At 57.5% G+C, this 20,734-nt stretch carries 18 protein-coding genes; 16 read left to right on the top strand and 2 right to left on the bottom strand.

Annotation, left to right across the window (positions count from 1 at the left end):
- The first annotated feature begins 25 nt into the window (after positions 1 to 25).
- The 4 genes from ACFFSY_RS06765 to ACFFSY_RS06780 all read left to right on the top strand — a co-directional run bounded on the left by ACFFSY_RS06765 (position 26) and on the right by ACFFSY_RS06780 (position 4,667).
- Entirely contained in the window at positions 26 to 1,066 is a 1,041-nt protein-coding gene (locus ACFFSY_RS06765) for an ABC transporter ATP-binding protein (protein WP_377491820.1), read from the top strand.
- A complete protein-coding gene (locus ACFFSY_RS06770; RefSeq protein WP_377491823.1) occupies positions 1,032 to 1,982 on the top strand; it encodes an ABC transporter permease in 951 nt (316 codons plus the stop codon). Before ACFFSY_RS06765 ends, ACFFSY_RS06770 begins: the two co-directional genes overlap by 35 nt.
- A 40-nt stretch (positions 1,983 to 2,022) precedes the next feature.
- Positions 2,023 to 2,916 carry an oligopeptide ABC transporter permease gene (gene opp4C / locus ACFFSY_RS06775; protein WP_377491899.1) on the top strand — a complete coding sequence of 298 codons (894 nt, stop codon included), beginning with the start codon at positions 2,023 to 2,025 and terminating at the stop codon, positions 2,914 to 2,916.
- A gap of 71 nt (positions 2,917 to 2,987) precedes the next feature.
- Positions 2,988 to 4,667, top strand: a complete 1,680-nt coding sequence (locus ACFFSY_RS06780) for an ABC transporter substrate-binding protein (RefSeq protein WP_377491825.1) — start codon at positions 2,988 to 2,990, stop codon at positions 4,665 to 4,667.
- A 189-nt stretch (positions 4,668 to 4,856) separates the two neighbouring features.
- Here ACFFSY_RS06780 and ACFFSY_RS06785 read toward each other — a convergent pair whose 3' ends face one another.
- Positions 4,857 to 5,045, bottom strand: a complete 189-nt coding sequence (locus ACFFSY_RS06785; RefSeq protein WP_377491828.1) for a hypothetical protein — start codon at positions 5,043 to 5,045, stop codon at positions 4,857 to 4,859.
- 157 nt (positions 5,046 to 5,202) lie between these two features.
- On the opposite strand from ACFFSY_RS06785, the gene ACFFSY_RS06790 reads away from it, so the two are divergent.
- From ACFFSY_RS06790 to ACFFSY_RS06820, 7 genes are all read left to right on the top strand, one after another.
- A complete protein-coding gene (locus ACFFSY_RS06790) occupies positions 5,203 to 5,655 on the top strand; it encodes a hypothetical protein (protein WP_377491831.1) in 453 nt (150 codons plus the stop codon).
- An 11-nt stretch (positions 5,656 to 5,666) separates the two neighbouring features.
- Positions 5,667 to 6,314 carry a histidine phosphatase family protein gene (locus ACFFSY_RS06795; protein ID WP_377491834.1) on the top strand — a complete coding sequence of 216 codons (648 nt, stop codon included), beginning with the start codon at positions 5,667 to 5,669 and terminating at the stop codon, positions 6,312 to 6,314.
- 21 nt (positions 6,315 to 6,335) lie between these two features.
- On the top strand, positions 6,336 to 6,539 hold the full coding sequence (locus tag ACFFSY_RS06800; RefSeq protein WP_377491837.1) for a hypothetical protein: 204 nt from the start codon (positions 6,336 to 6,338) through the stop codon (positions 6,537 to 6,539).
- An 81-nt stretch (positions 6,540 to 6,620) separates the two neighbouring features.
- Positions 6,621 to 7,202 (top strand): helix-turn-helix domain-containing protein, encoded by a 582-nt coding sequence (locus tag ACFFSY_RS06805; protein ID WP_377491840.1) that lies wholly within the window; start codon positions 6,621 to 6,623, stop codon positions 7,200 to 7,202.
- Between the two features lie 81 nt (positions 7,203 to 7,283).
- The gene (locus tag ACFFSY_RS06810; RefSeq protein WP_377491843.1) at positions 7,284 to 8,159 is read left to right on the top strand and encodes a radical SAM/SPASM domain-containing protein; all 876 of its coding nucleotides are present in this window, start codon (positions 7,284 to 7,286) and stop codon (positions 8,157 to 8,159) included.
- Between the two features lie 406 nt (positions 8,160 to 8,565).
- A complete protein-coding gene (locus ACFFSY_RS06815) occupies positions 8,566 to 13,107 on the top strand; it encodes an alpha-L-arabinofuranosidase family protein (RefSeq protein ID WP_377491846.1) in 4,542 nt (1,513 codons plus the stop codon).
- Positions 13,108 to 13,272: 165 nt separating this feature from the next.
- On the top strand, positions 13,273 to 13,785 hold the full coding sequence (locus ACFFSY_RS06820; RefSeq protein WP_377491849.1) for a DoxX family membrane protein: 513 nt from the start codon (positions 13,273 to 13,275) through the stop codon (positions 13,783 to 13,785).
- 85 nt (positions 13,786 to 13,870) lie between these two features.
- Here the strand turns inward: ACFFSY_RS06820 and csaA are convergent, their stop codons facing one another.
- Positions 13,871 to 14,200 (bottom strand): chaperone CsaA, encoded by a 330-nt coding sequence (csaA, locus tag ACFFSY_RS06825; RefSeq protein ID WP_377491852.1) that lies wholly within the window; start codon positions 14,198 to 14,200, stop codon positions 13,871 to 13,873.
- Between the two features lie 213 nt (positions 14,201 to 14,413).
- Between csaA and ACFFSY_RS06830 the strand changes: the two genes are divergently transcribed.
- The 5 genes from ACFFSY_RS06830 (at position 14,414) to urtB (ending at position 20,733) form a co-directional block, all read left to right on the top strand.
- Positions 14,414 to 14,851: a VOC family protein gene (locus ACFFSY_RS06830; RefSeq protein WP_377491855.1), complete on the top strand. Its 438-nt coding sequence runs from the start codon at positions 14,414 to 14,416 to the stop codon at positions 14,849 to 14,851.
- A gap of 3 nt (positions 14,852 to 14,854) precedes the next feature.
- Entirely contained in the window at positions 14,855 to 15,775 is a 921-nt protein-coding gene (locus ACFFSY_RS06835; RefSeq protein ID WP_377491858.1) for an ATP-dependent DNA ligase, read from the top strand.
- Positions 15,776 to 15,999: 224 nt separating this feature from the next.
- Positions 16,000 to 17,973 (top strand): methyl-accepting chemotaxis protein, encoded by a 1,974-nt coding sequence (locus tag ACFFSY_RS06840; protein WP_377491861.1) that lies wholly within the window; start codon positions 16,000 to 16,002, stop codon positions 17,971 to 17,973.
- Between the two features lie 421 nt (positions 17,974 to 18,394).
- Positions 18,395 to 19,678: an urea ABC transporter substrate-binding protein gene (gene urtA / locus ACFFSY_RS06845; RefSeq protein ID WP_377491864.1), complete on the top strand. Its 1,284-nt coding sequence runs from the start codon at positions 18,395 to 18,397 to the stop codon at positions 19,676 to 19,678.
- A 149-nt stretch (positions 19,679 to 19,827) separates the two neighbouring features.
- Positions 19,828 to 20,733: an urea ABC transporter permease subunit UrtB gene (urtB, locus tag ACFFSY_RS06850; RefSeq protein WP_377491867.1), complete on the top strand. Its 906-nt coding sequence runs from the start codon at positions 19,828 to 19,830 to the stop codon at positions 20,731 to 20,733.
- Position 20,734: the final 1 nt, after the last annotated feature.

Below are 20,734 nucleotides of genomic sequence, written 5' to 3' on the forward strand. Positions count from 1 at the left end.
ATTCGAATGGACGGAGGGGAAGAACATGTCGGCACGAAGCCGAGAAGAGGTGCCGCTGCTGCGCGCGGACAATTTGAGCACGTATTACCCGATTCGCCAAGGCGCTTGGAATCGGACCAAGGGATACATCCGCGCGGTCGATGGCGTTACCTTCGACGTATATGCCGGCGAGACGCTCGGACTTGTCGGCGAATCCGGGTGCGGGAAGTCGACGCTCGGCAGGACATTGCTCCGGCTCGAACAGCCGCATGCGGGGCGTATTTATTACGAAGGCGACGATGTTACCGCGCTGCCGGAACGCCGTCTTCGATCGTACCGGACGAAATTCCAGATGATCTTCCAGGATCCGTATGCGTCGCTGAACCCGCGCATGACGATTCTCGAACTGCTGACCGAGCCGCTCTTAGCCCATCGTCTCGCGGGGAGAGCGGAAGCCGGGCGCAGCGCTCTGCGCTTGCTGGAGATGGTCGGGCTGCCGCGCGCGAGCGCCGGCCGCTACCCGCATCAATTCTCCGGCGGACAGCGCCAGCGTATCGGCATCGCGAGAGCGCTTGCGCTTGCGCCGAAGCTCATCGTCTGCGATGAGCCGGTGTCGGCGCTCGACGTCTCGGTCCAGGCGCAAATCCTGCATTTGCTGCAGGACTTGCAGCGAGAGCTAGGTCTGACCTATCTGTTCATCGCGCACGGCTTGGGGGCGGTGCATTACGTCAGCACGCGTGTTGCGGTCATGTATTTGGGGACGATCGTCGAGATCGCGGACAAACGTTCGTTGTTCGCTTCGCCCAAGCACCCGTACACGCGCATGCTGCTGAACGCGAACCCGGTGCCGGATCCGAGGCTGCGCGGCAGGGAAGATCTCGTGCCGGAGGGGGAAGTGCCAAGCGCCTCGAATCCGCCGTCGGGCTGCAGATTCCATACGCGCTGCCCGTTCGCTCTTCCAAGGTGCAAATCGGAGGCACCGGCGCTAATCGGCGGGTCGCATGCGGTCGCCTGCCATTATCCGCTTGGCGGTGCGGGAGAGGAGGGTGCGCATGCTTTCGTTCATCGCGAGAAGGTTGCTCATTAGTCTCCCCGTGCTGCTAGGCATTACCGTCATCAATTTCGTCATCATCAAGCTGGCGCCAGGCAATCCAGTGGAGATGTTCATTAATCCGAACACGCCGCCGGCGCTAATCGAGGCGAAGAAGGAAATGCTCGGTCTGAACAGTCCGTTCATCGTTCAGTATTGGCAGTGGCTCCTGCAGCTTCTGCAAGGAGAGCTGGGGTATTCGTTCAGCTCGTATGCGCCGGTCGCCGGGCTCATTCAGGAGCGGATCGGACCGACGCTGCTGTTGGCTTTCTCCGCGCTGCTCGCGGGTCTGCTTATCGCGCTGCCGATCGGCATCTTCAGCGCCGTCCGGCACAACACGAAGTGGGATTATATGCTGACCGGACTATCCTTCGTGGGCACATCGCTTCCATCGTTCTTCCTGGCGCTCGGCCTGCTCTATCTGTTCGCGCTGAAGCTCCGGATTCTGCCCGCCGGCGGTATGCAGACGCTGAACGGCGGCGGGGGCGTCCTGGATACGCTGCTTCATCTGATTCTGCCCGTCGCCGTTCTGTCCGTCGTCATCATCGGCCGCAAAATCCGCTATGTCAGAGCGAGCATGCTGGACGTGCTCAAGCAGGATTATTTGCGGACCGCCAGAGCGAAAGGCGTGCGCGAATTCGCGGTGACCCACAAGCACGCGCTGCGTAATGCGCTGCTGCCGATCATCGCGGTGTTCGGCATGGAAATTCCGGCGCTGCTTGGCGGAAGCATTATTATTGAACAAATTTTTCAGTGGCCGGGCATCGGGCAGCTGACGATGCAGTCCATACTGTCGCGGGATTACCCGACGCTCATGGCGCTCAATCTCGTGGCGGCCGTCGTCGTACTGACGACGAACCTGCTGGTCGACGTGCTGTATGCCCTTGCCGATCCGCGCATTAAATACAGATAAGCCAAGGAGGTGCGTACGCGTGAGCCATACCGAACTTCCCATGAATGCCGCCGTGCTGCCCGCCTCGGATGCGCAGCTTTTGCCGGAGGCGGAGCAGGAGAGCGGCATTCGGCTGGCCGCCCGCAGGTTCGCCAAGCACAAGCTGGCCGTCTTGGGCTTGACGGTGACGGTCGCGCTTGCGTTGATCGCGCTGCTGGCGACTTGGCTGATGCCGCATTCGCCGTATGAAGTGACCGCGCAATTCTCCTCACCGCCTTCAGCGGCACATTGGCTCGGGACGGATCAAGTCGGCCGAGACGTGCTTAGCCGGCTCATCATCGCCGCCCGCGTGTCGCTGATCGTCGGGTTCGCCACCGTGGCAATCTACGTTGCCATCGGCACGCTCATCGGCCTGGTCTCGGCCTACTTCGGCGGCCGGACCGATGCGGTGATCATGCGGCTGACCGACATGTTCCTGGCGTTCCCGTTCATGATGGTCATTCTTGTTATCGTCAGCGCCATCGGGGCAAGCTTGCCGACGATTATCGCCGTCATCGCCTTGTTCTCGTGGCCGTCGGTCGCGCTGCTCGTCCGCAGCGCCGTGCTGTCGCTCAAGGCGCAAGACTTCGTGTCGGCCGGGCGGGCGCTAGGTTATAGCACGCCGCGCCTCCTATTCCGGCATATTCTGCCGAATGCGATCGGACCGATCATCGTGAATGCGACGTTCGGCGTTGCCAGCGCGATTCTGAGCGAAGCCGGGCTTAGCTTTCTGGGCATGGGCGTCCAGCCGCCGACCGCCAGTTGGGGGAATATGCTGTCCGAGGCGCAGTCGCTGACCGTATTGACGGAGCAGCCGTGGCTGTGGGTTCCGGCCGGATCGATGCTGCTCGTTACGGTGCTTGCGATCAACTTCGTCGGCGACGGGCTTCGCGATGCATTCGATCCGAAGGCATAAGCAGGCATCGTTCGGCTAGTTCGGCTAGTTTGGCAGTAGACAGCGAATCATTACCTAAGGGGGAAGTCCAATTGAAATCAACGCTTCGCACGATAGCCGTCATTATGCTGGCTTGCTCACTGCTTTTGCTCGCCGCATGCAGCTCGAATGGTAATAACGCCGGAGGCGCGAATAGCGGTGAGAAGCCCGAAGATTCGCGACAGACTACCGCGCCGGCGGAGGAGAAAGCCGATTCGCCTGCTCCGAAGGAGAAGGTCGTCACGATCGGCATCGTCAACTCGCCGATTACGCTGAACCAAATCAACGACCAAGGCGATTCGGCGTCCAAAACGCTTCAGGCGCTGCTCAATGATTCGCTGCTCGATATCAATACGTCGTTCGAATTTCTGCCCAAGCTCGCCGACTCCGTCGAGACGACGGACAATCAGACATTCGTCGTGAAGCTGAACGCCGCCGCGAAATGGAACGATGGCCAGCCATTCACGACCGCGGACGTCAAATTTACGCTGCTGACCGCGCTGCATCCGAAGGTCGAGAGTTCTTTCCGGCTGAACTTCGTCGAAGGCACAGACGATGCCGGGAAGCTTCCGGAAGGTCAGAGCGAGCTGGCGGGGCTTACGATCGTGGATGATCATACGTTCGAGATCAAGACAAAGACGCCGATCGACCCGAATGTGTTCAAAGAAACGTTCGCCACGAAAGTTTACTTCCTGCCCGAACATGTGCTGAAGGACGTACCGGTCGATCAACTGAACACGCATCCGTATTTCCAGAAGCCGGAGGTGACGATCGGGCCGTTCAAATACGCGGATTTCCGCAAGGACCAATATACCGAGGTGTCACGGAATGACAACTACTACCGCCCGGTGGCGAAGTTGGACAAAATCTTCGTCAAAGTGCTGCCGGCCACCAATCTCGTCGCCCAACTGCAAACCGGGGATATCCAGCTGAACTCCTTGCCGGTCGGCCTCATTCCGATTACCGAATACGAGAAAGTGAAGGCGCTGGACAACGTGAACGTCGATTCCAGCGGTCCGTCGGAGCCGGCGGAAATTTTCTTCAATACGAAGGCGCTGCCGAACGTGAAGGTCCGTCAAGCGATCGCTTACGCGCTGAACCGCCAGCTGATCGTCGACCAGCTGTTCAAAGGACAAGCGGAAGTCATCGACGGCAGCGTGCCGAGCGACAACCCGTACTATAACGGCAAGCTGACGCCTTATACCTACGATCCGGACAAAGCGAAAGCGCTGCTTGCGGAGTCCGGCTGGGATGCGAAGAAGCCGATCCGCTTCTTGATCCCGGTCGGCAACAAGGTGCGCGAGCAGGCGGCCGATATACTCGTGCAGAACTTAACGGACGTCGGCTTCAAGATCGACGTGCAGAAATACGATTTTGGCACGTTGATCGACAAAGTGGACAATCAGCAGTACGAGCTGACGATTTTCAACCGCGATTATTACATCGAGCCAAGCAACTACTTCTCGCTGTTCGAGAGCGGCAACGGGAACAACTTCATTCTATACAGCAATCCACGGGTCGACGAGCTGATCCGCCAAGGCGCGGCCGAGCCGGATTCGGCCAAGCGGCACATCATCTACGACGAGCTGCAGCAGATTCTGCACGACGAGCTGCCGACGATCAGCGTCTACTCCGAGAAACGGCTGCAGGCGGTGGCGAAGGACGTGCTTGTCGGCAAGCCGCTCAATTTGGGCATGTTCAATCAGGTGAACGAGTGGGATTTGGCGGAATAAATGTGAGGCAGCGCAAGGATGAGGGTGGCCGGTCGTATCGACGGGCCGCCTTTTTGCTGTTCCCCGTAACTGGCGGGGTTGTTATAATGGGGGTCGATAGAAGCGAGTCCATGAATGAATAGAAGTACAAATAAACAAAGGCTGCTCCGAGTCAGTCGGCTGCAGCCTTCGCATATCCATGTCCCGTTCTTAATGCTTACACAAATTCAAGCCTTTCAAGCTTAGCAGCTCGATGACATTCATCTGACCGGCGATGACGCCGAAGGTTCGTTTCCGGTCGAACATATCTTGAAGGGTATAGACCCACATTTTTTTCATCTCGTCAAAACCGAGGTAATGAACTGTCCCGTTCTTCTTTCTAAGATCCGTAATGGTCAATGCAATCGCGCTCCCTTATCATGATGTGCGTGCGGCTTGGCCGTTCTATTGCTTATAAGGTTCGGGGCGTGCGTGCGTTTGGGTGGGTAGCGCGACAAAAAAATAATTTCCTATTGTTGGAAAGTAATTCTCTCGTTAAAATGAAGGAGCAATGGCCATGCGCACCATCATCTTAAGTCTGAAGCCCGCGCCGTTCGAGCAGATGATCGCAGGCATCAAGAAGCATGAGTTCCGCCGTAAATTTATGGACGAACCGGTTCAGGCGTTCATCTACGTCAGTTCGCCGGTCAAAGCGATTCGCGCATATGCCGAATTCGGCATTCCGATCGCGGATACGCCGGAACGGCTTGGGCATATCGCCGAGCAGGAGGGCACCGGTACAGCCGGCGGCATCGCGGATTATTTGGACGGACTTGAACACGGTTATGCGCTGCCCGTCCGATTGATTCGCGAGATCGAGCCGATCTCGCTGGACGAGCTCCGAACCGCGTTTCAATTCACGCCTCCGCAATCGTATTGCCGTATATCTGCGTATCCCGGGTTAAGCGATACATTATTCGAACGACTGCGCAGGGCGCAATCGGAAGGATTATCGTCTATTTCTGACTAGGAGGTGTACCTATGACAGTAAAGCCAACCACCATTTACTTGGTCCGTCATGGCGAGACGGAATGGAATGTGACGAAGCGGTTTCAAGGCCATCTGGATTCGGAGCTGACGGCGCTTGGCCGCAATCAGGCGCTTTGGCTCGGAGAGTCGCTGGCCGGCACGCCCATCGACGCCGTCTACGCCAGCTCGAGCGCGCGAACGATGGCGACGGCTGCGCTTATCGCGCAGGGAAGCGGACGACACATGCACGTCGAGCCTTGCGATGAGTTCAAGGAAATCAATCTCGGCCTATGGGAAGGGATGGAGATCGAGGAGGCGAAAGGCCAAGATCCCGTTCAGTTTCAGCGATTCTGGGAGGAGCCGGACGCCTTCCGCGTGGAGGGAAGCGAGACGTTCCGGGAAGTGGCGGAGCGGGCGAGCGCCAAGTTAAGCGAGCTGCTCACGCGCCATGCCGGCCAGTCCGTGTTGATTGTCACCCATACGGTCGTCGTGAAGGTGCTGATGGCATTTTTCGAAGGACGCGAGATGAACGACATTTGGCAGCCGCCATACATACACCCGACTTGTCTGAGTCACATCGAGATTGTCGAAGATTATCCGAATATCATTTTACACGGGGATACGAGCCATTTTCGGGAGGAGTCGGAAGAAGCGAGTTAACGCAGGCGATATGCCGCGGCAATGAAGATCCAGCTTTCTTGCGGAGCTGGATTTTTTTGCGCGGGCGTGCATCGTCGAATTATGCAGGTGACGGAGATGGTTATGGAACAATTCGGCCTGCCTCAGCACTGGAACCCGAATGGCGACAATGGACCGGAACGTTATATCGAAGCGCAAATTTGGAATGAATGCGTCATCCGCGAATTTTGGCAGTCGCCCTCCTAAATCCCATTCATGGAACGTGTCTTGACTTCATAAACTCTACTAAACTAGCTGCAATACCAGTTTGGTGGAGGAGGGAACGACATGTTCGATGAGTATTTATTTACGGTGGACGAAGCAGCGTTAATTCTCAAGCAGGATGTGGGGACGGTCTATCGATGGCTTGCGGTAGGCAAGCTGCGCGGCAATCGGCGGGGCAAGCGGGGTAGCTGGGAGATTCCGGCCACCGAGCTGCAGTATTGGGTGAGCGAGAAGCTGACGGAAGCGGAGAAAACAATATTGGATATCGCGCGCGAGATTTGGTCCATGCAGCGGAATGCAGGGTTAGCCGAGCGCAAATCGTACGAAGAGGCGCTGGACGAGCTGCTGCTCGCCCTGTCGCGCCGGTTCGACGCGGCTAGGGTGACGAAAGAAGCGAGCAAGCCTCCAGCGCGCGCTGCGGGGATCGATGGAGCCGAAGTGAATGATGCGCCCGAAGCGGAAGCGACTGAGGCGGAGCCGACGCTTGAGAGCTTGAGGCAGCTGGCGGCGCTGCGAAGACGCGGGAAGATTAGCGATGAGGAGCTCCGCGATATTCTGGTAGAGCGCGATTGGGTGGAAGTCTATGAACGGCTGACGGACGAAATGATTCTGGTTTACGAGAGCGGAGCGATTCATTCCATCTGACGGTACGGCTGTGGTACACTAGTAGGCAGATAGATTCGCTTGTATCCTATCATCCTAGACTACCGGAATGGGGCCTTATCGTTGAAAGCATTCAAGAAAGTATATATAGAAATTACGAGCGTCTGCAATCTGGCCTGCACGTTCTGTCCTCCGACGGAACGCGCCAAGGGGTTCATCAAGCCGGAAGACTTCGCTAAGCGGTTGGATGACATCAAGCCGTTCACCAACTATGTCTACCTGCATGTCAAAGGCGAACCGCTGCTGCATCCGAAGATCGACCTGCTGCTCGACATCGCGCACGAGAAAGGTTTCAAGGTCAACATCACGACGAATGGAACGTTGATCGCGAAGAACCGGCACAAGCTGCTTGGGAAGCCGGCAATTCGACAAATGAATTTCTCGCTGCACAGCTTCGACGGCCATCTTGGCTCGACCGATCGCGAAGGATATTTGCGGGACATTCTATCGTTCGTACGCGAGGAGGAGGCCGGCCGGATCATCTTCTCGTTCCGGCTGTGGAACCTGACCGAGGACAATATCACGAACGCGCAGCGTCAGCGCAACCGTCAGACGCTCGCGATTCTAGAGGAGACGTTCGGGCTGGATTACCGAATTGAAGAGAAGGTCGTGCCGGGCAGCGGGGTGCGGATAGCCGAACGTGTCTATCTGAACCAGGATCATGAATTCCAATGGCCAAGTCTGAGCGCGCCTGAGGATGACGGCAAGGGGTTCTGCTATGCGCTGCGCAGCCAAGCGGCGATTCTCTCTAATGGCACGGTCGTGCCATGCTGTCTCGACGGCGAAGGCGTGATCGACTTGGGCAACGTGAACGAGACGTCCTTCGCGGACATCGTGAACGGCGAGCGGGCGAACAAGCTGGTAGACGGGTTCTCGCGGCGCGAAGCCGTCGAGGAGCTGTGCCGCCGATGCGGGTATAGACAGCGGTTCGGCGCGTGAAGCGCCGTTGTTATTTGAATGAAGCGCAAGGCATTCCGTCGACGGGGCGGAATGCTTTTTTTTTGTTCTCGATTCGAATGCGATCGTTCGAATCCAGCCGCCGCAACCACAGGTTGCAGGCGGCTTTTTTGCGTGGTGTTCGTCGAAATCTCGCGGCAGCCGAATAAAAAAATGCAATAAATGAATAAGAGAAACTATTCCAACCTTATTGTAAGCGCTTTATAGTTGATACGTAACGTATCAATGCTAATTGATTTGCATTTATGTTAAGGATGCAGCGTTCAGCTAGGCTAATTGGTTTGCATTCGCGATAGCGAAAGCAGCATTTAGCTAGGCTAATTGGTTTGCATTCGCGTTAGCGAAAGCAGCATTTAGCAAAACTTACACCGTCGAGGAGGAACAGGAATTGAAGCAGGGTTGGAAAAGAAAGTTCGCCAGATCGGCCGCGGTATGCGGCACGCTGGCCGCGTTGTGCGGCACGCTCGTGCCGCCAGCATTCGCGGACGTAACAGTCGCCGGCGGAGGAACATCCTCGCCCGCGCAGGCCGCATCCGAGGATTTGCTGCTGCACTATACGTTCGACGGCGAAGGGGATGTCGCATGGAAGGATGTCTCCGGACACGGCTATGACGGCACGCTGCATGGCGGCGCGGCCAAGAGCGCATCCGGCAAGACGGGCGGCGCGCTCGATTTGAACGGCACGGACGGCTATCTGCAGCTGCCGGACGGACTGCTGGCCGATCAACATAACGTGACGGTCGCGGCTTGGGTGAATGCGGATACGCTCGGCGCTTGGAGCCGCGTGTTCGATTTTGGCACGAGCGATACGAATTACATGTTCCTGTCGCTGCGGGACCACGAAGGGAATTCGCGGTTCGGCGTCAGACCGGAAGGCAGCGGCGAGTCGACGTTGATCGGACCGGCGTACCCGAATTCGAAATCGTGGCAGCATGTCGCGGCCGTCATCGATGGCAACACCTATACGCTCTTCATTAACGGCATCCAGGTGGCCAGCGTTAGCAACGTGCAGGTTGATCCTTCGGAGCTCGGCTCGACGAACCGGAACTACCTCGGCAAGTCCCAATTCAGCGCAGATCCTTATTTCGACGGGCGAATTGACGACTTCCGCATCTATAGCCGCGCGCTGTCCGGGTCGGAGCTTGCCGGCATCGCGACGAGCGGAATGAGCGATACAGAGATGCTCGCCTATGACAAGAACTGGCTCAATCTAGGCGATACGTCCGAGCAGACCAAAGATTTGACGCTCCCGCAGACGGGCATCGCGGGCTCGTCCATAACGTGGGCGTCCACCAACCCGGAGATCGTCAGCACGCAGGGCAAAGTGACGCGTCCGCAGCCCGGACAGGGGGATAAAACCGTCACGTTGACGGCAACGCTGACCAAAGGCGCCGCGCAGGATACGAAGACGTTCACGGTCGTTGTCACGGAAGCGGGCTCAGCGGCGTATTCGCTCGAGATTGACGGCAAGAACGCCGCGCACGCGGTTAGTCCGACGTTGTACGGCATCTTCTATGAAGATATCAATTACGCCGCGGACGGCGGGTTGTACGGCGATCTTATCCAGAATCGCTCCTTCGAATTCGGCTCGCCGCTCTATGCTTGGACGAAGATGTCGCTAGGCGGCGGTGACGGCCAAGTGACGACGGCGACGGAAGCGCCGCTGAATGCGAACAATCCCCGTTATGCCCGAATCGCGGTCACGGAGCCCGGCACGGGCGTCGGGTTGTCGAATGGCGGCTACAGCGGCGGCATCGCGGTGAAGGCGGGTGAGAAGTACGACTTCACGGTCTATGCGAGAAGCGCGGATGAAGTCAAGAAACCGCTCGTTGCCACGCTGCGCGGCGCGGATAACGCGGTTCTCGGCAGCTGTGAAGCTGGCGGCATCGGATCTGACTGGAGGAAGATCGGCTGTGCGATCACGGCAACCGCGGCTTCGGCGAACGCTAGCTTCGACGTGATGGCGGCTGAGAAGGCGACGATCGACGTGGATATGATCTCGCTGTTCCCGGAGACGACGTGGCATAACCGGGCCAACGGGCTCCGCTACGATCTGTCGGAGATGCTGGACGACCTAACTCCAGGCTTCCTGCGCTTCCCGGGCGGCTGCATCGTCGAAGGCGGCTCGCTAGAGAACCGGTACCGGTGGAAGAACACGATCGGCGATGTGGCGCAGCGTTCAGTACAGCCGAACCAATGGGCGGCCAACTATTATCAGTCCTTCGGCCTTGGCTTTCATGAATATTTCCAGTTGGCCGAGGATATCGGCGCGGAGCCGCTGCCGATCATCTTCATCGGGCAAGTCTCCTGCCATTCGAATCCGCCGAAAGTACCGATGGATCAACTGGGCCCATACATTCAGGACGCGCTTGATCTGATCGAATATGCCAACGGCGACGTGACGACGGAGTGGGGCGCCAAGCGCGCGGCGAACGGCCATCCCGAGCCGTTCAACATGAAATATCTCGGCGTCGGCAACGAGCTGTGGGGGCAGGATTATCTCGACCGTTACGAAGCGTTCTACGACGCGATCAAAGCGAAATATCCCGACATGCAGCTGGTTCTGAGCGCAGGCTATTCGCCTAGCGACGAGAATTTCAGGAAAGCCTACGAATGGCTGGCGAATAAGGGCAATAAAGCCGATCTGGTCGACGAGCACATGTACCAGTCGCCGGATTGGTTCTATAACAATGTCTCGCGCTACGACAACTACAGCCGCACCGGTCCGAAGGTATTCGTAGGCGAATACGCGGCACATGGCGTTGGCAAGAAGAACAATATGGAGAGCGCGCTTGCGGAAGCGGCCTTCATGACGGGCTTGGAGCGGAATTCCGACGTTGTCGGCATGGCGTCGTTCGCGCCGCTGTTCGCCCGTCAGAGCAATACGCAATGGACGACGGACCTTATTTGGTTCAATAATGCGGAAGCGTATGCGACACCGAATTACTATGTCCAACAGCTGTTCAGCAATCACGTCGGCCAGGAAGTGATGCCGGCGAAGCTGACGAGGAAGAAGGCTTCCGCGAACGATATCGCGGGCTCGATCGTGCTCGGCTCGTGGAATACAGCCGTCGAGTATGACGATGTGAAAGTGACGAAGGCGGACGGTACGGCATTGTACGAAGAAGCGTTCGGCGAAGCGAGCGCGTTGGATCAATGGACGCCGCTTCAAGGCAATTGGTCCGTGAGCGGAGGGGCGGTGAAGCAATCCTCCCAGACGACGACGGACGCGAGATTGGCGCTTACGGCGGGATCGGACTGGACGAATTACACCGTCACGATGAAAGCGCGCAAGACGGGCGGCTCCGAAGGGTTCCTCGTCGGGTTCGGCGCCAAGGATACGAATAACTACTACTGGTGGAACCTCGGAGGCTGGAATAACACGCAGACCGTCGTTGAGAAGGCGACGAATGGGCAGAAGGCGATCGTCGGCAACACGTCCGCGGGCGGCGTCGAGACGAACCGCTGGTACGAAGTCCGCATCGAGGTGCAGGGCAGCGGCATCCGCTGCTACCTGGACGGCAAGCTGGTGAATGAAGTACAGCCGGCGCAAGGACCGCTCTACAACGTGACGACGAAGGACGCGGCGACGGGCGATCTGATCGTGAAGACGGTCAATGCCTCGGGCAACGCGCAGTCCGCGAACGTTACGGTCGATGCGGATTATATCCATTCGAAGGCGACCGTTATCGAACTGAAGGCGGATGCGTTAACGGCCGAGAACTCCTTCAGTCAGCCGGATGCGGTGCATCCGCAGTCGCGGGTGGCGGATGGCTTCGGTAAGTCGTTCACTTACGAATTCCCGGCATATTCGGTCACGGTGCTGCGTCTGAAAACAACATCTTCGTCGCTCATCGAATCGGTTGAACCGATCGAGCTGACGACAACGAAAGGCAAACTTCCGCAGCTGCCTGCAACCGTTGGCGTGACCGTGAACGGCGCTGCCGGAGCGGCGAACGTCGCGTGGAACCCGGTTGACGCGGAGCAGGTCGCCAAGACCGGCATGTTCCGGGTACGCGGGACAGTTGAAGGCACCTATATGCAGGCTGTAGCATGGATTCGGGTTACCGATGCGCCGGCTGCACATGACGGAGCGAGCTTGACCGGACCCGCCTCCGCCAAGGAAGGGGAAATCGTAGAGGTGGTCTACAATCTCGCGGGATTGAAGGATGCGGTGTACGCGAGCGATGTGACGATCGGCTACAATCCCGATCAATTGGAATTCCGCTCCGCGGAGTCCATGACGGAAGACGCGAAGGTAGTTGGCCAGACCGAACCCGGCGCATCGGGGCAAATCCGACTGCTGCTGGCCTCGGTCGCTCCGGACGGCATCGACGCGAGCGGGAAGCGTGCGCTGATCAAACTGAAGTTCGCCGTTCGCGATCTAACCGAGGCCTCGGTCGCTGCGATATCGCTTCTCGATGCCGCCACGGCGGATTCGGAAGGCGCGGAGACCCGTCAAGCGCTGGCGGAGCCGCTGCGAATCCAACTCGATAGCGCAGGCGAACCGGTGGATAAGACGGAACTGAACAACTTGATCGCTAACAGTCAGTCGCAGCATGACGCGGCAGTCGAAGGTACCAAGCCTGGCGAATACCGCGTCGGCGCGAAGGCAGCCCTTCAGCAGGCAATAGCGGCTGCGCGAACGGTTGCGGCGAACGGTTCGGCCACAGCGCAGCAGGTGAAGGAAGCGACGGAACGTCTGCGCGCGGCGCTTCAAACGTTCAAGAACGCGGTTGTCCCGGTTCAACAAGGCGACATCAACGAGGATGGCAAATACAGCATCGGCGATCTGTCGATCGCGGCGGCTCATTACGGCCAATCCTCGGACGATCCGAATTGGAACGCGATCAAGAAGTCCGATGTGACGGGCGACGGCAAGATCGACATTGAAGATTTGGCGCGCATCGCCAGATGGATTCTCGGTTAATCCGTCAGATAGACAAAGGCGAAGGAAGGCTTAAGTACCTAGGTGCTTAAGCCTTTTTTCATACCTGTTGCGGTCTGATAAAAATGTAAATTGGAGGTATTTTCGATCAGGAATTATATGTTAGTATAAAAGATGTTAAAAACCACTGTGAAAGGGGGTGAGATAATGATTATAAGATTTCTTCGCGAAAACGTTTTTGCTGCGGGGTTGTTGCTGCTGCTCCGGCTGTATGTCGGCTGGAAGTGGTTGGACGGCGGATTCCACAAACTGAAAGACGGCTTCGACGCCTCTGGCTTTCTTAAAGGCGCCGTCGCCAATCCGGTCGTCGAACGGGGAACGAATGAACTGATTTACCCGACGTACACCGGCTTCATCAAGCATTTTGCGCTGCCGAACGCCGGCCTGTTCAATTGGTTAATCCCGTTTGGGGAGACGTTGGTCGGACTGGGGCTTATTCTTGGCGGTCTGACTGCGGTAGCTGCATTCTTCGGCGTATTCATGAACTTCATGTTCGCTTTCGCCGGCTCGGTTAGTTCGAACCCGTGGATGATTCTACTTGGGGCGATCATCGCCATCTCCGGCTCGAATGCCGGAAGATTAGGCCTGGACTACTATTTGCTCCCGGCGCTACGCAAGCTTAGAGGCAAGAGGGAAGCGCAGCAAGAACTCGCCGCTTGAGGCCGTTAGCATGGGTTCAAACAAAGACAAAATCACCCGGATTGCAATCGCTCCGGGTGATTTATGTTTTGCAGCTTAACTGCGATTAAGCGATGGGCGTACCATTAGGCACATGCTCATCGGGGCGCAGTAACACGACGTCCCCTTCAACGGGCACTCCGCCTAGAACGAGCACCTCCGATACGAACCCGGCGATTCGCCTGGGCGGGAAGTTGACGACGGCGGCTACCTGTCGACCGACGAGCTCTTCCGGCGCGTACCGCTTTGTGATCTGCGCGGATGAGCGTTTGACGCCAAGGTCGCCGAAATCTATCGTCAGCTTGATGGCGGGCTTGCGCGCTTCCGGGAAAGGCATCGCCTCAACAATCGTCCCGATACGAATATCCAGCTTCAAGAAATCCTCGATTTCCGCCATGATGCGTTCCTCGCCTTCTTTCCCTCATTCAGGTAGGTTTCGTATATCGGCTTTGTTCATTGTAAACCGTTGCGCGATCCCTTTCCAGCCGAGATTCGAAAGGAAGCTCGCGTTTTCGCCCTGGCATGATTGGAATCTGCCGGAAATGTAAAGAATGAATGAGAACAAGCGTGATTGCGGACAGGTACAGCGCCCGGAGGAGATGTCTGAGGCATGGCGGAACTAATGGCTTATATTTTTTGCGACAACGCGCGCGAGCAAGCGGATTATTACGCGCGCATATTGAATGGCGAGATCGTCACGCTCCAAACCTATGGAGAACTCGCGGGCAGCGAGCATCACGACCCGGAACGGGTGGAACACATCGAATTGCACGCCGCGGGCGTCGTTTTATATATGGCCGATATGCAAGGCGCCGTGCGGGGGAATGCTTTGGAATTGGTATTGGAATTCGCTTCGATCGAAGAGGCAGGCCGGATATTCGAGTCGCTCGCGGAAGGCAGTTCGATACTGGTGCCGTTCACGCCCATGTATTGGGGAAGAATGCACGGCCGGCTCATCGATCGTTACGGCGTCGGCTGGCAGATTACGTCCAAGGTGCTGGAAGCCGGGCGGCAGGCGGACGGCTCATTACGTTTGCCGGAGGCGTAATCGATGGAAAGCATGTTATTCGCCAGCATCAAGCCGATGCTCGCCACGGTGGGCGACGAGCCCTTCGACGACGAGGATTTCCTATTCGAACCCAAGTGGGACGGCGCGCGAATGCTGCTGCACAAACAAGGTGAACGAATAGAAGCTTACACGAGGAGCGGGCGGCGCGTAACCGACAAGTTCCCCGAATTGAAAGAAGCGGCATTGGCGATTATAGCGGAACAAGCCGTGCTTGATTGCGAGGGTGTCTGCATGAACGGAGGCAGGGCGGTGTTCGATGATTTCGCATACCGCCTGCGGCTCGGCGATTCGAGGCGGATCGCCGCAGCCGCCCGGAGTCATCCTGCATCTTGGATCGCCTTCGACGTGCTTGCGACCACGAGGGAGCATCTTCGCGAACCGCTGCATGACCGCAAACGAATAGTAAACGAATGCATCGAACCGTCGGAGAGGCTCTCGCCGTGCGCTTTCTTGATGGGACGAGGGAAGGCGCTCTACGATTGGACGAAGGAACATCGGTTAGAGGGCATTGTGGCCAAGCGGCGGTATTCTGGCTACCAGGCGGGCGTTGTCTCCGCGGATTGGATCAAAGTCAAGCATCCGGTTGAAATCGATGCTATTATTCTTGGGTACCGAATGCTGCCGGTATTCGCGTTCGTGATCGGACTGCATTTTCGCACCGTGCGATTCAAGCCGGTCGGTCTCGTGGAAGCGGGCATTAGCGCGGAGCAAAGGGCGGCGTTCCTTGGCATCGTCGCAGGCGGGCTTCACGCGAAGCAAGAAGGGACAACGCAGTGGCTGAAGCCCGCGCTCTGCTGCCGGATCGAGTACCGGGATCGCAGCGATTGGCATGAGCTGAGCGGCACGACGTTCAAAGGCTTTCTTCCGGACAAACGGGTGGACGATTGCATGTGGACTTATTAGCCGCGTCAACAAAGGCGAGCGTGAAGCATGTAGTGATGGAGGAACAGGAAGAGCGGTCCCGGATGGGGGCGTTCTTTTTTTTTTTTTTGAAGGAGAAGCGTGCCGCTCCAAGCCCATAGGGGCACGAATCCGGAATCCGAAGCCAAGTTTTACATATATTTCGTGTTGTGCATTCGACAACAATCGACTATGGTTAATTAAAACACCATGGGAGGTTACCTGACGTGAAAATTAAGGGACTGCGGATGAATTGGACGGTAAAACGGAAATTGGTCCTGGCGCTCACGGGTCTCTTGATCATTCCCGCGCTTCTGATCGGCATCATGTCTTATCTGCAGGCCGAGAATGAGCTGGAAGCGAGGATCAAGGATAGCGCTCGGGATAGCGTTGGCATATTGAATCGGGCGATTACCGATGCGTTGGCGCCGAAGGTGCATGATGCGGGATATTTCGGCGCGATCGTGAACAAAAGGTTGGCTGGCGACGAAGCGACGGTGCTGCAGAAGCTTACGCAGTATGTTGACCTGCACCCCGAAGCGACGAACGCCTTTGTCGGGACGGAAGGCGGCGCGATGATCTTGGCGCCGGCGCAGGAGCTGCCCGCCGATTACGATCCCCGTACCCGGCCGTGGTATGAGGATGCCCTGAAGGCCGACGGGAAGACCGTCATCACCGATCCGTACTACGACGCTTCGACCGGCGATGCGACCGTAACGGTCGCAAAGGCGCTTGATGACGGCTCGGGCGTCTTCGGGATCGATATTAAACTGGAGAAGCTGAAGGAATTGACGCTGCTCATCAGCGTCGGCGACAACGGCTACGCGTTCATGTTGGACAAGTCGGGCCATTATATCGTCCATCCGTCGGAGAAACCCGGCGACGAGGCGAAGGACGCATTCGCGGCGAAATTCTACGATGAAGCGTCCGGCGTTCTCGAAGCCGGGCAAGGCAGCGACACCCAATTGATCTCGTACGAGACGAACGAGCTGACAGGCTGGAAAATCGCGGGTTCGATGCTGCGTTCGGAGGTGAGCGCGGCGACGCGCCCGATCTTGATCGTTATGGGTGCCGTCATCGCAGGCGCGCTGCTTGTGGGCAGCTGCGTCATTATTCTGCTCGTCAGGTCGATTACAAGACCGTTGAAGCGAATGAACGAACTTGCGGGAGCCATTGCAAGCGGCGATCTTACCGCCCGGCTGGAAGGATTGAAGCGCGACGAGTTCGGGGAGCTGGGAAACTCGCTGAACGAGATGTCCGAGAGGCTGCGGATGCTGATCCAAGGCGTTAATCTGAACGCCATGCAGCTGGCGGCATCGGCCGAGCAGTTGAGCGCGGGGGCTGATCAGACGAGCCGGGCGACGGAGGTCATCGTGGAAGTGATCCAGGAAGTCGCGTCGGGTACGGAGCGACAGGTCCACATGATGGATCGGAGCACGGCTTCCCTGCGCGAGTCCGCTTCATCCGCGGCCGAAGTCGCGCGTCAAGCGCAATCCGCGTCGAGCGCCGCCGAGCAATCGTCGGAAATTTCCCGTGAGGGCGGCGCGGCGGTCGAGCGGGCGATGCGGGAAATGGAGATGCTTCATGCGACGTTCGACGCTTTATCCGTGAGCGTGAGCGGGCTTGGAGAGCGTTCGACGGAGATTGGCCGCATCACGCAGCTTATCGCCGCCATCGCCTCCCAGACGCAGCTTCTTGCCTTGAATGCTTCCATCGAATCGGCCCGCGTGGGCGAGCACGGTCGCGGCTTCGCGGTCATCGCCGGCGAAGTCCGCAATCTGGCGGAACAATCCGCGCAAGCGAGCAAGCAGGTCGACGGGCTTATTAGCGTTATCCAGACGGAGACGAATCGGACGGTCGACGTCATGCGGCAAGCCGCGAGCGAGGTGGCCCAAGGGATGATGCACGTCCATACGGCAAGCGAGAAATTCTCGCATATCCAAGCTTCTACGACGGAGGCGGCCGGACAGATCCGCGCGGCGGCGGCCGCAGTCGACGCGATAACGGGTTATCTGGCGCAGGTTAAGCAGTCCGTTGACGCCTCGTCGCTCGTCGCGAGGGAGACCTCGGGCGGCACGCATAGCGTGTCGGCCTCGACGGAAGAGCAGTTGGCGCAGATGGAGGAAATGACATCTTCCGCGGCAGCGCTTAGCCAGATGGCCGAAGAGCTGCAGGAGCTAATCGGCAAATTCAAGGTTTAGTGTCCGCCCGTTGGGGGGAGACGGAAGTTAGAGCAATATTGTGTTCATAGAATTGCCGAAACAGCCTTTGCTTGGGTACAAACCGAGCGAAGGCTGTTTGTCATGCTTACAGTACCAATGTCGATTGGAAAAGAGAAAAATAGAGAATCCCTCTTACTGTTTATATATAACGTCAAGTGTAAAGTTAATGTCACTTAAAGGGTTATTTTTGATTGAAAACTCCAAAAATATGAGTGAATACTTCTTGATTTTCAATTCGCGTTTGTGAAATATTGATATCTTCGATGAAATTTTAATTATTTGTGTTAGATATATTGACATCAAATTCCGTCCCTGTCTATAATGTGAATCACGAACGGTTGGTGCAATTATCCAGGTTAACGTTCGGATAAATAGAGAACAATTGCCGAGGAGTGGGAGAATGAGTCAAAAGATTTGGAAACCTGTATCGCTGCTACTAGTTGCGCTCTGTATCGTTATCGCGGGCTGCAGCAACAACGCCAAAGAGACGACAACAACCACGCAGACGAATGCGGGATCGGAAAGCGCGGCAAGCAATGGGGGCGGCGGGACAGAGGCTGGCGGAGAAATCAAAGTGGGCATTCTACACTCGTTGAGCGGGACGATGGCGATCAGTGAAGTGTCGGTGAAAGACGCGGAGATGATGGCGATCGAGGAGATTAACGCCAAAGGGGGCGTGTTAGGAAAGAAGCTGGTGCCGGTCCTGGAAGACGGCGCATCGGATTGGCCGACGTTCGCGGAGAAGGCGCGCAAGCTGATTTCCGAGGACAAGGTTGCGACCGTATTCGGCGGATGGACGTCAGCCAGCCGTAAGGCGATGCTGCCGGTGTTCGAGGAGCTGGGCGGGTTGCTGTGGTATCCGGTGCAGTATGAAGGACTTGAATCTTCTCCGAACATTTTCTATACCGGGGCGACGACGAATCAGCAGATCGTGCCGGCCGTCACGTGGCTGCTCGAGAACCGCGGCAAGAAATTCTATCTGCTTGGCTCGGATTACGTATTCCCGCGCACCGCGAACAAGATTATCAAGGAGCAGCTGAAAGCGGAAGGCGGGGAGCTGGTTGGCGAGGAGTACACGCCGCTCGGCCATACGGATTACAGCACGATCATCAGCAAAATCAAAGAAGCGAAGCCGGAGGTCGTCTTCAATACGCTTAACGGCGACAGCAACGTGGCGTTCTTCAAACAGTTGAAGGATGCCGGCATTACTGCGCAGGATCTCACGACGCTGTCGGTGTCTGTCGCGGAAGAAGAAATTCGCGGCATCGGCGCCGACGTGCTCGCAGGCCATCTCGCCGCATGGAACTATTACCAGACAACAGACACGCCGGCGAACAAGACATTCGTCGAGAATTACAAAAAGAAGTACGGCGAGGACCGCGTTACCGCGGACCCGATCGAGGCTGGCTATGACGCGGTCTATCTGTGGGCGGCCGCGGTCGAGAAAGCTGGCTCCACCGACGTCGCGAAGGTGAAGGAAGCAGCCAAGGAGCTGGAATGGGACGCGCCGGAAGGCAAGGTGAAGATTGATGGCGAGACGCAGCATCTCTATAAGACCGTACGGATCGGGGAAGTGCAGACGGATGGCCAATTCAAGGAAGTGTGGAATTCCGGCGAACCAGTGAAGCCGGACCCTTACTTGAAGGGCTACGACTGGGCTGCGAGCTTGAGCACGGGCAACTGACCTAGCCCGGTTTCCCGCCGTCTGGCCGGATGGAGATAACGCAATATATTAGCTGAAGGGAAGGAAGTATCGCAAGGCGCCCTCGCCACGGGATGCTTCCTTTTCCGTTTGCGGCGAACCTAATCGATGGCAAGAGGTGAACGCGAGAGATGGAAGTGACTGTACTTCAATTATTCAACGGCATCAGCGTAAGCTCGATACTGCTGCTGATCGCCCTCGGGCTAGCGATTACGTTCGGGCTGATGAAGGTGATCAATATGGCGCACGGCGAGCTGATCATGATCGGCGCGTATTCTGCGTATGTGATGCAGAATCTGTTCCAATCCTACATGCCTAAGGCTGCGTTCGGCTGGTACTTCGCGATAGCGATCCCGTTCAGCTTCGCGGTGTCGTTCCTTGTCGGCCTGCTGCTCGAATCGACGCTCATCCGCTTTCTGTACGGACGTCCGCTCGACAGTTTGCTGGCTACCTGGGGCGTGGGCCTTGTGCTGCAACAGCTTGCCCGCACCATTTTCGGCGCACCGAACGTCGGCGTCACGAGTCCAACTTGGCTGGATGGGGGAGTGACGATTCTAGGCGATGTCGTGCTCCCATACAAGCGGTTGTTCATTATCGGGCTGGTAGCCGTCGTTCTGCTGGCGATGTACGTGTATATTAACCGCAGTCACGCGGGCCGGCGCATGCGCGCCGTCATGCAGAATCGGGATATGGCGGCATGTCTGGGCATCTCCACTCGGCGCGTCGACGCAGTCACATTCGCGATCGGCTCCGGCATCGCGGGGATAGCCGGCTGCGCCTTGACGCTTCTGGGACCGATCGGACCGTCCATCGGTACGTACTACATCGTGGACGCGTTCATGGTCGTCGTGCTTGGCGGCGTCGGCAAGCTGGTCGGCACCGTGTTCGGCGCGCTCGGCATCGGATTATCGAACACGCTGTTCGAATACTGGACGACGGCTTCGCTTGGCAAAGTTCTTGTCTTCCTCTGCATCGTCGCGTTCCTGCAGTGGCGGCCGTCCGGGCTGTTCGCCATGCGGACGCGGTCGTTGGAATAAC

It is taken from the genome of Paenibacillus aurantiacus, assembly GCF_042431225.1.
Taxonomy (GTDB): Bacteria; Bacillota; Bacilli; order Paenibacillales; family Paenibacillaceae; genus Paenibacillus_Z; species Paenibacillus_Z aurantiacus.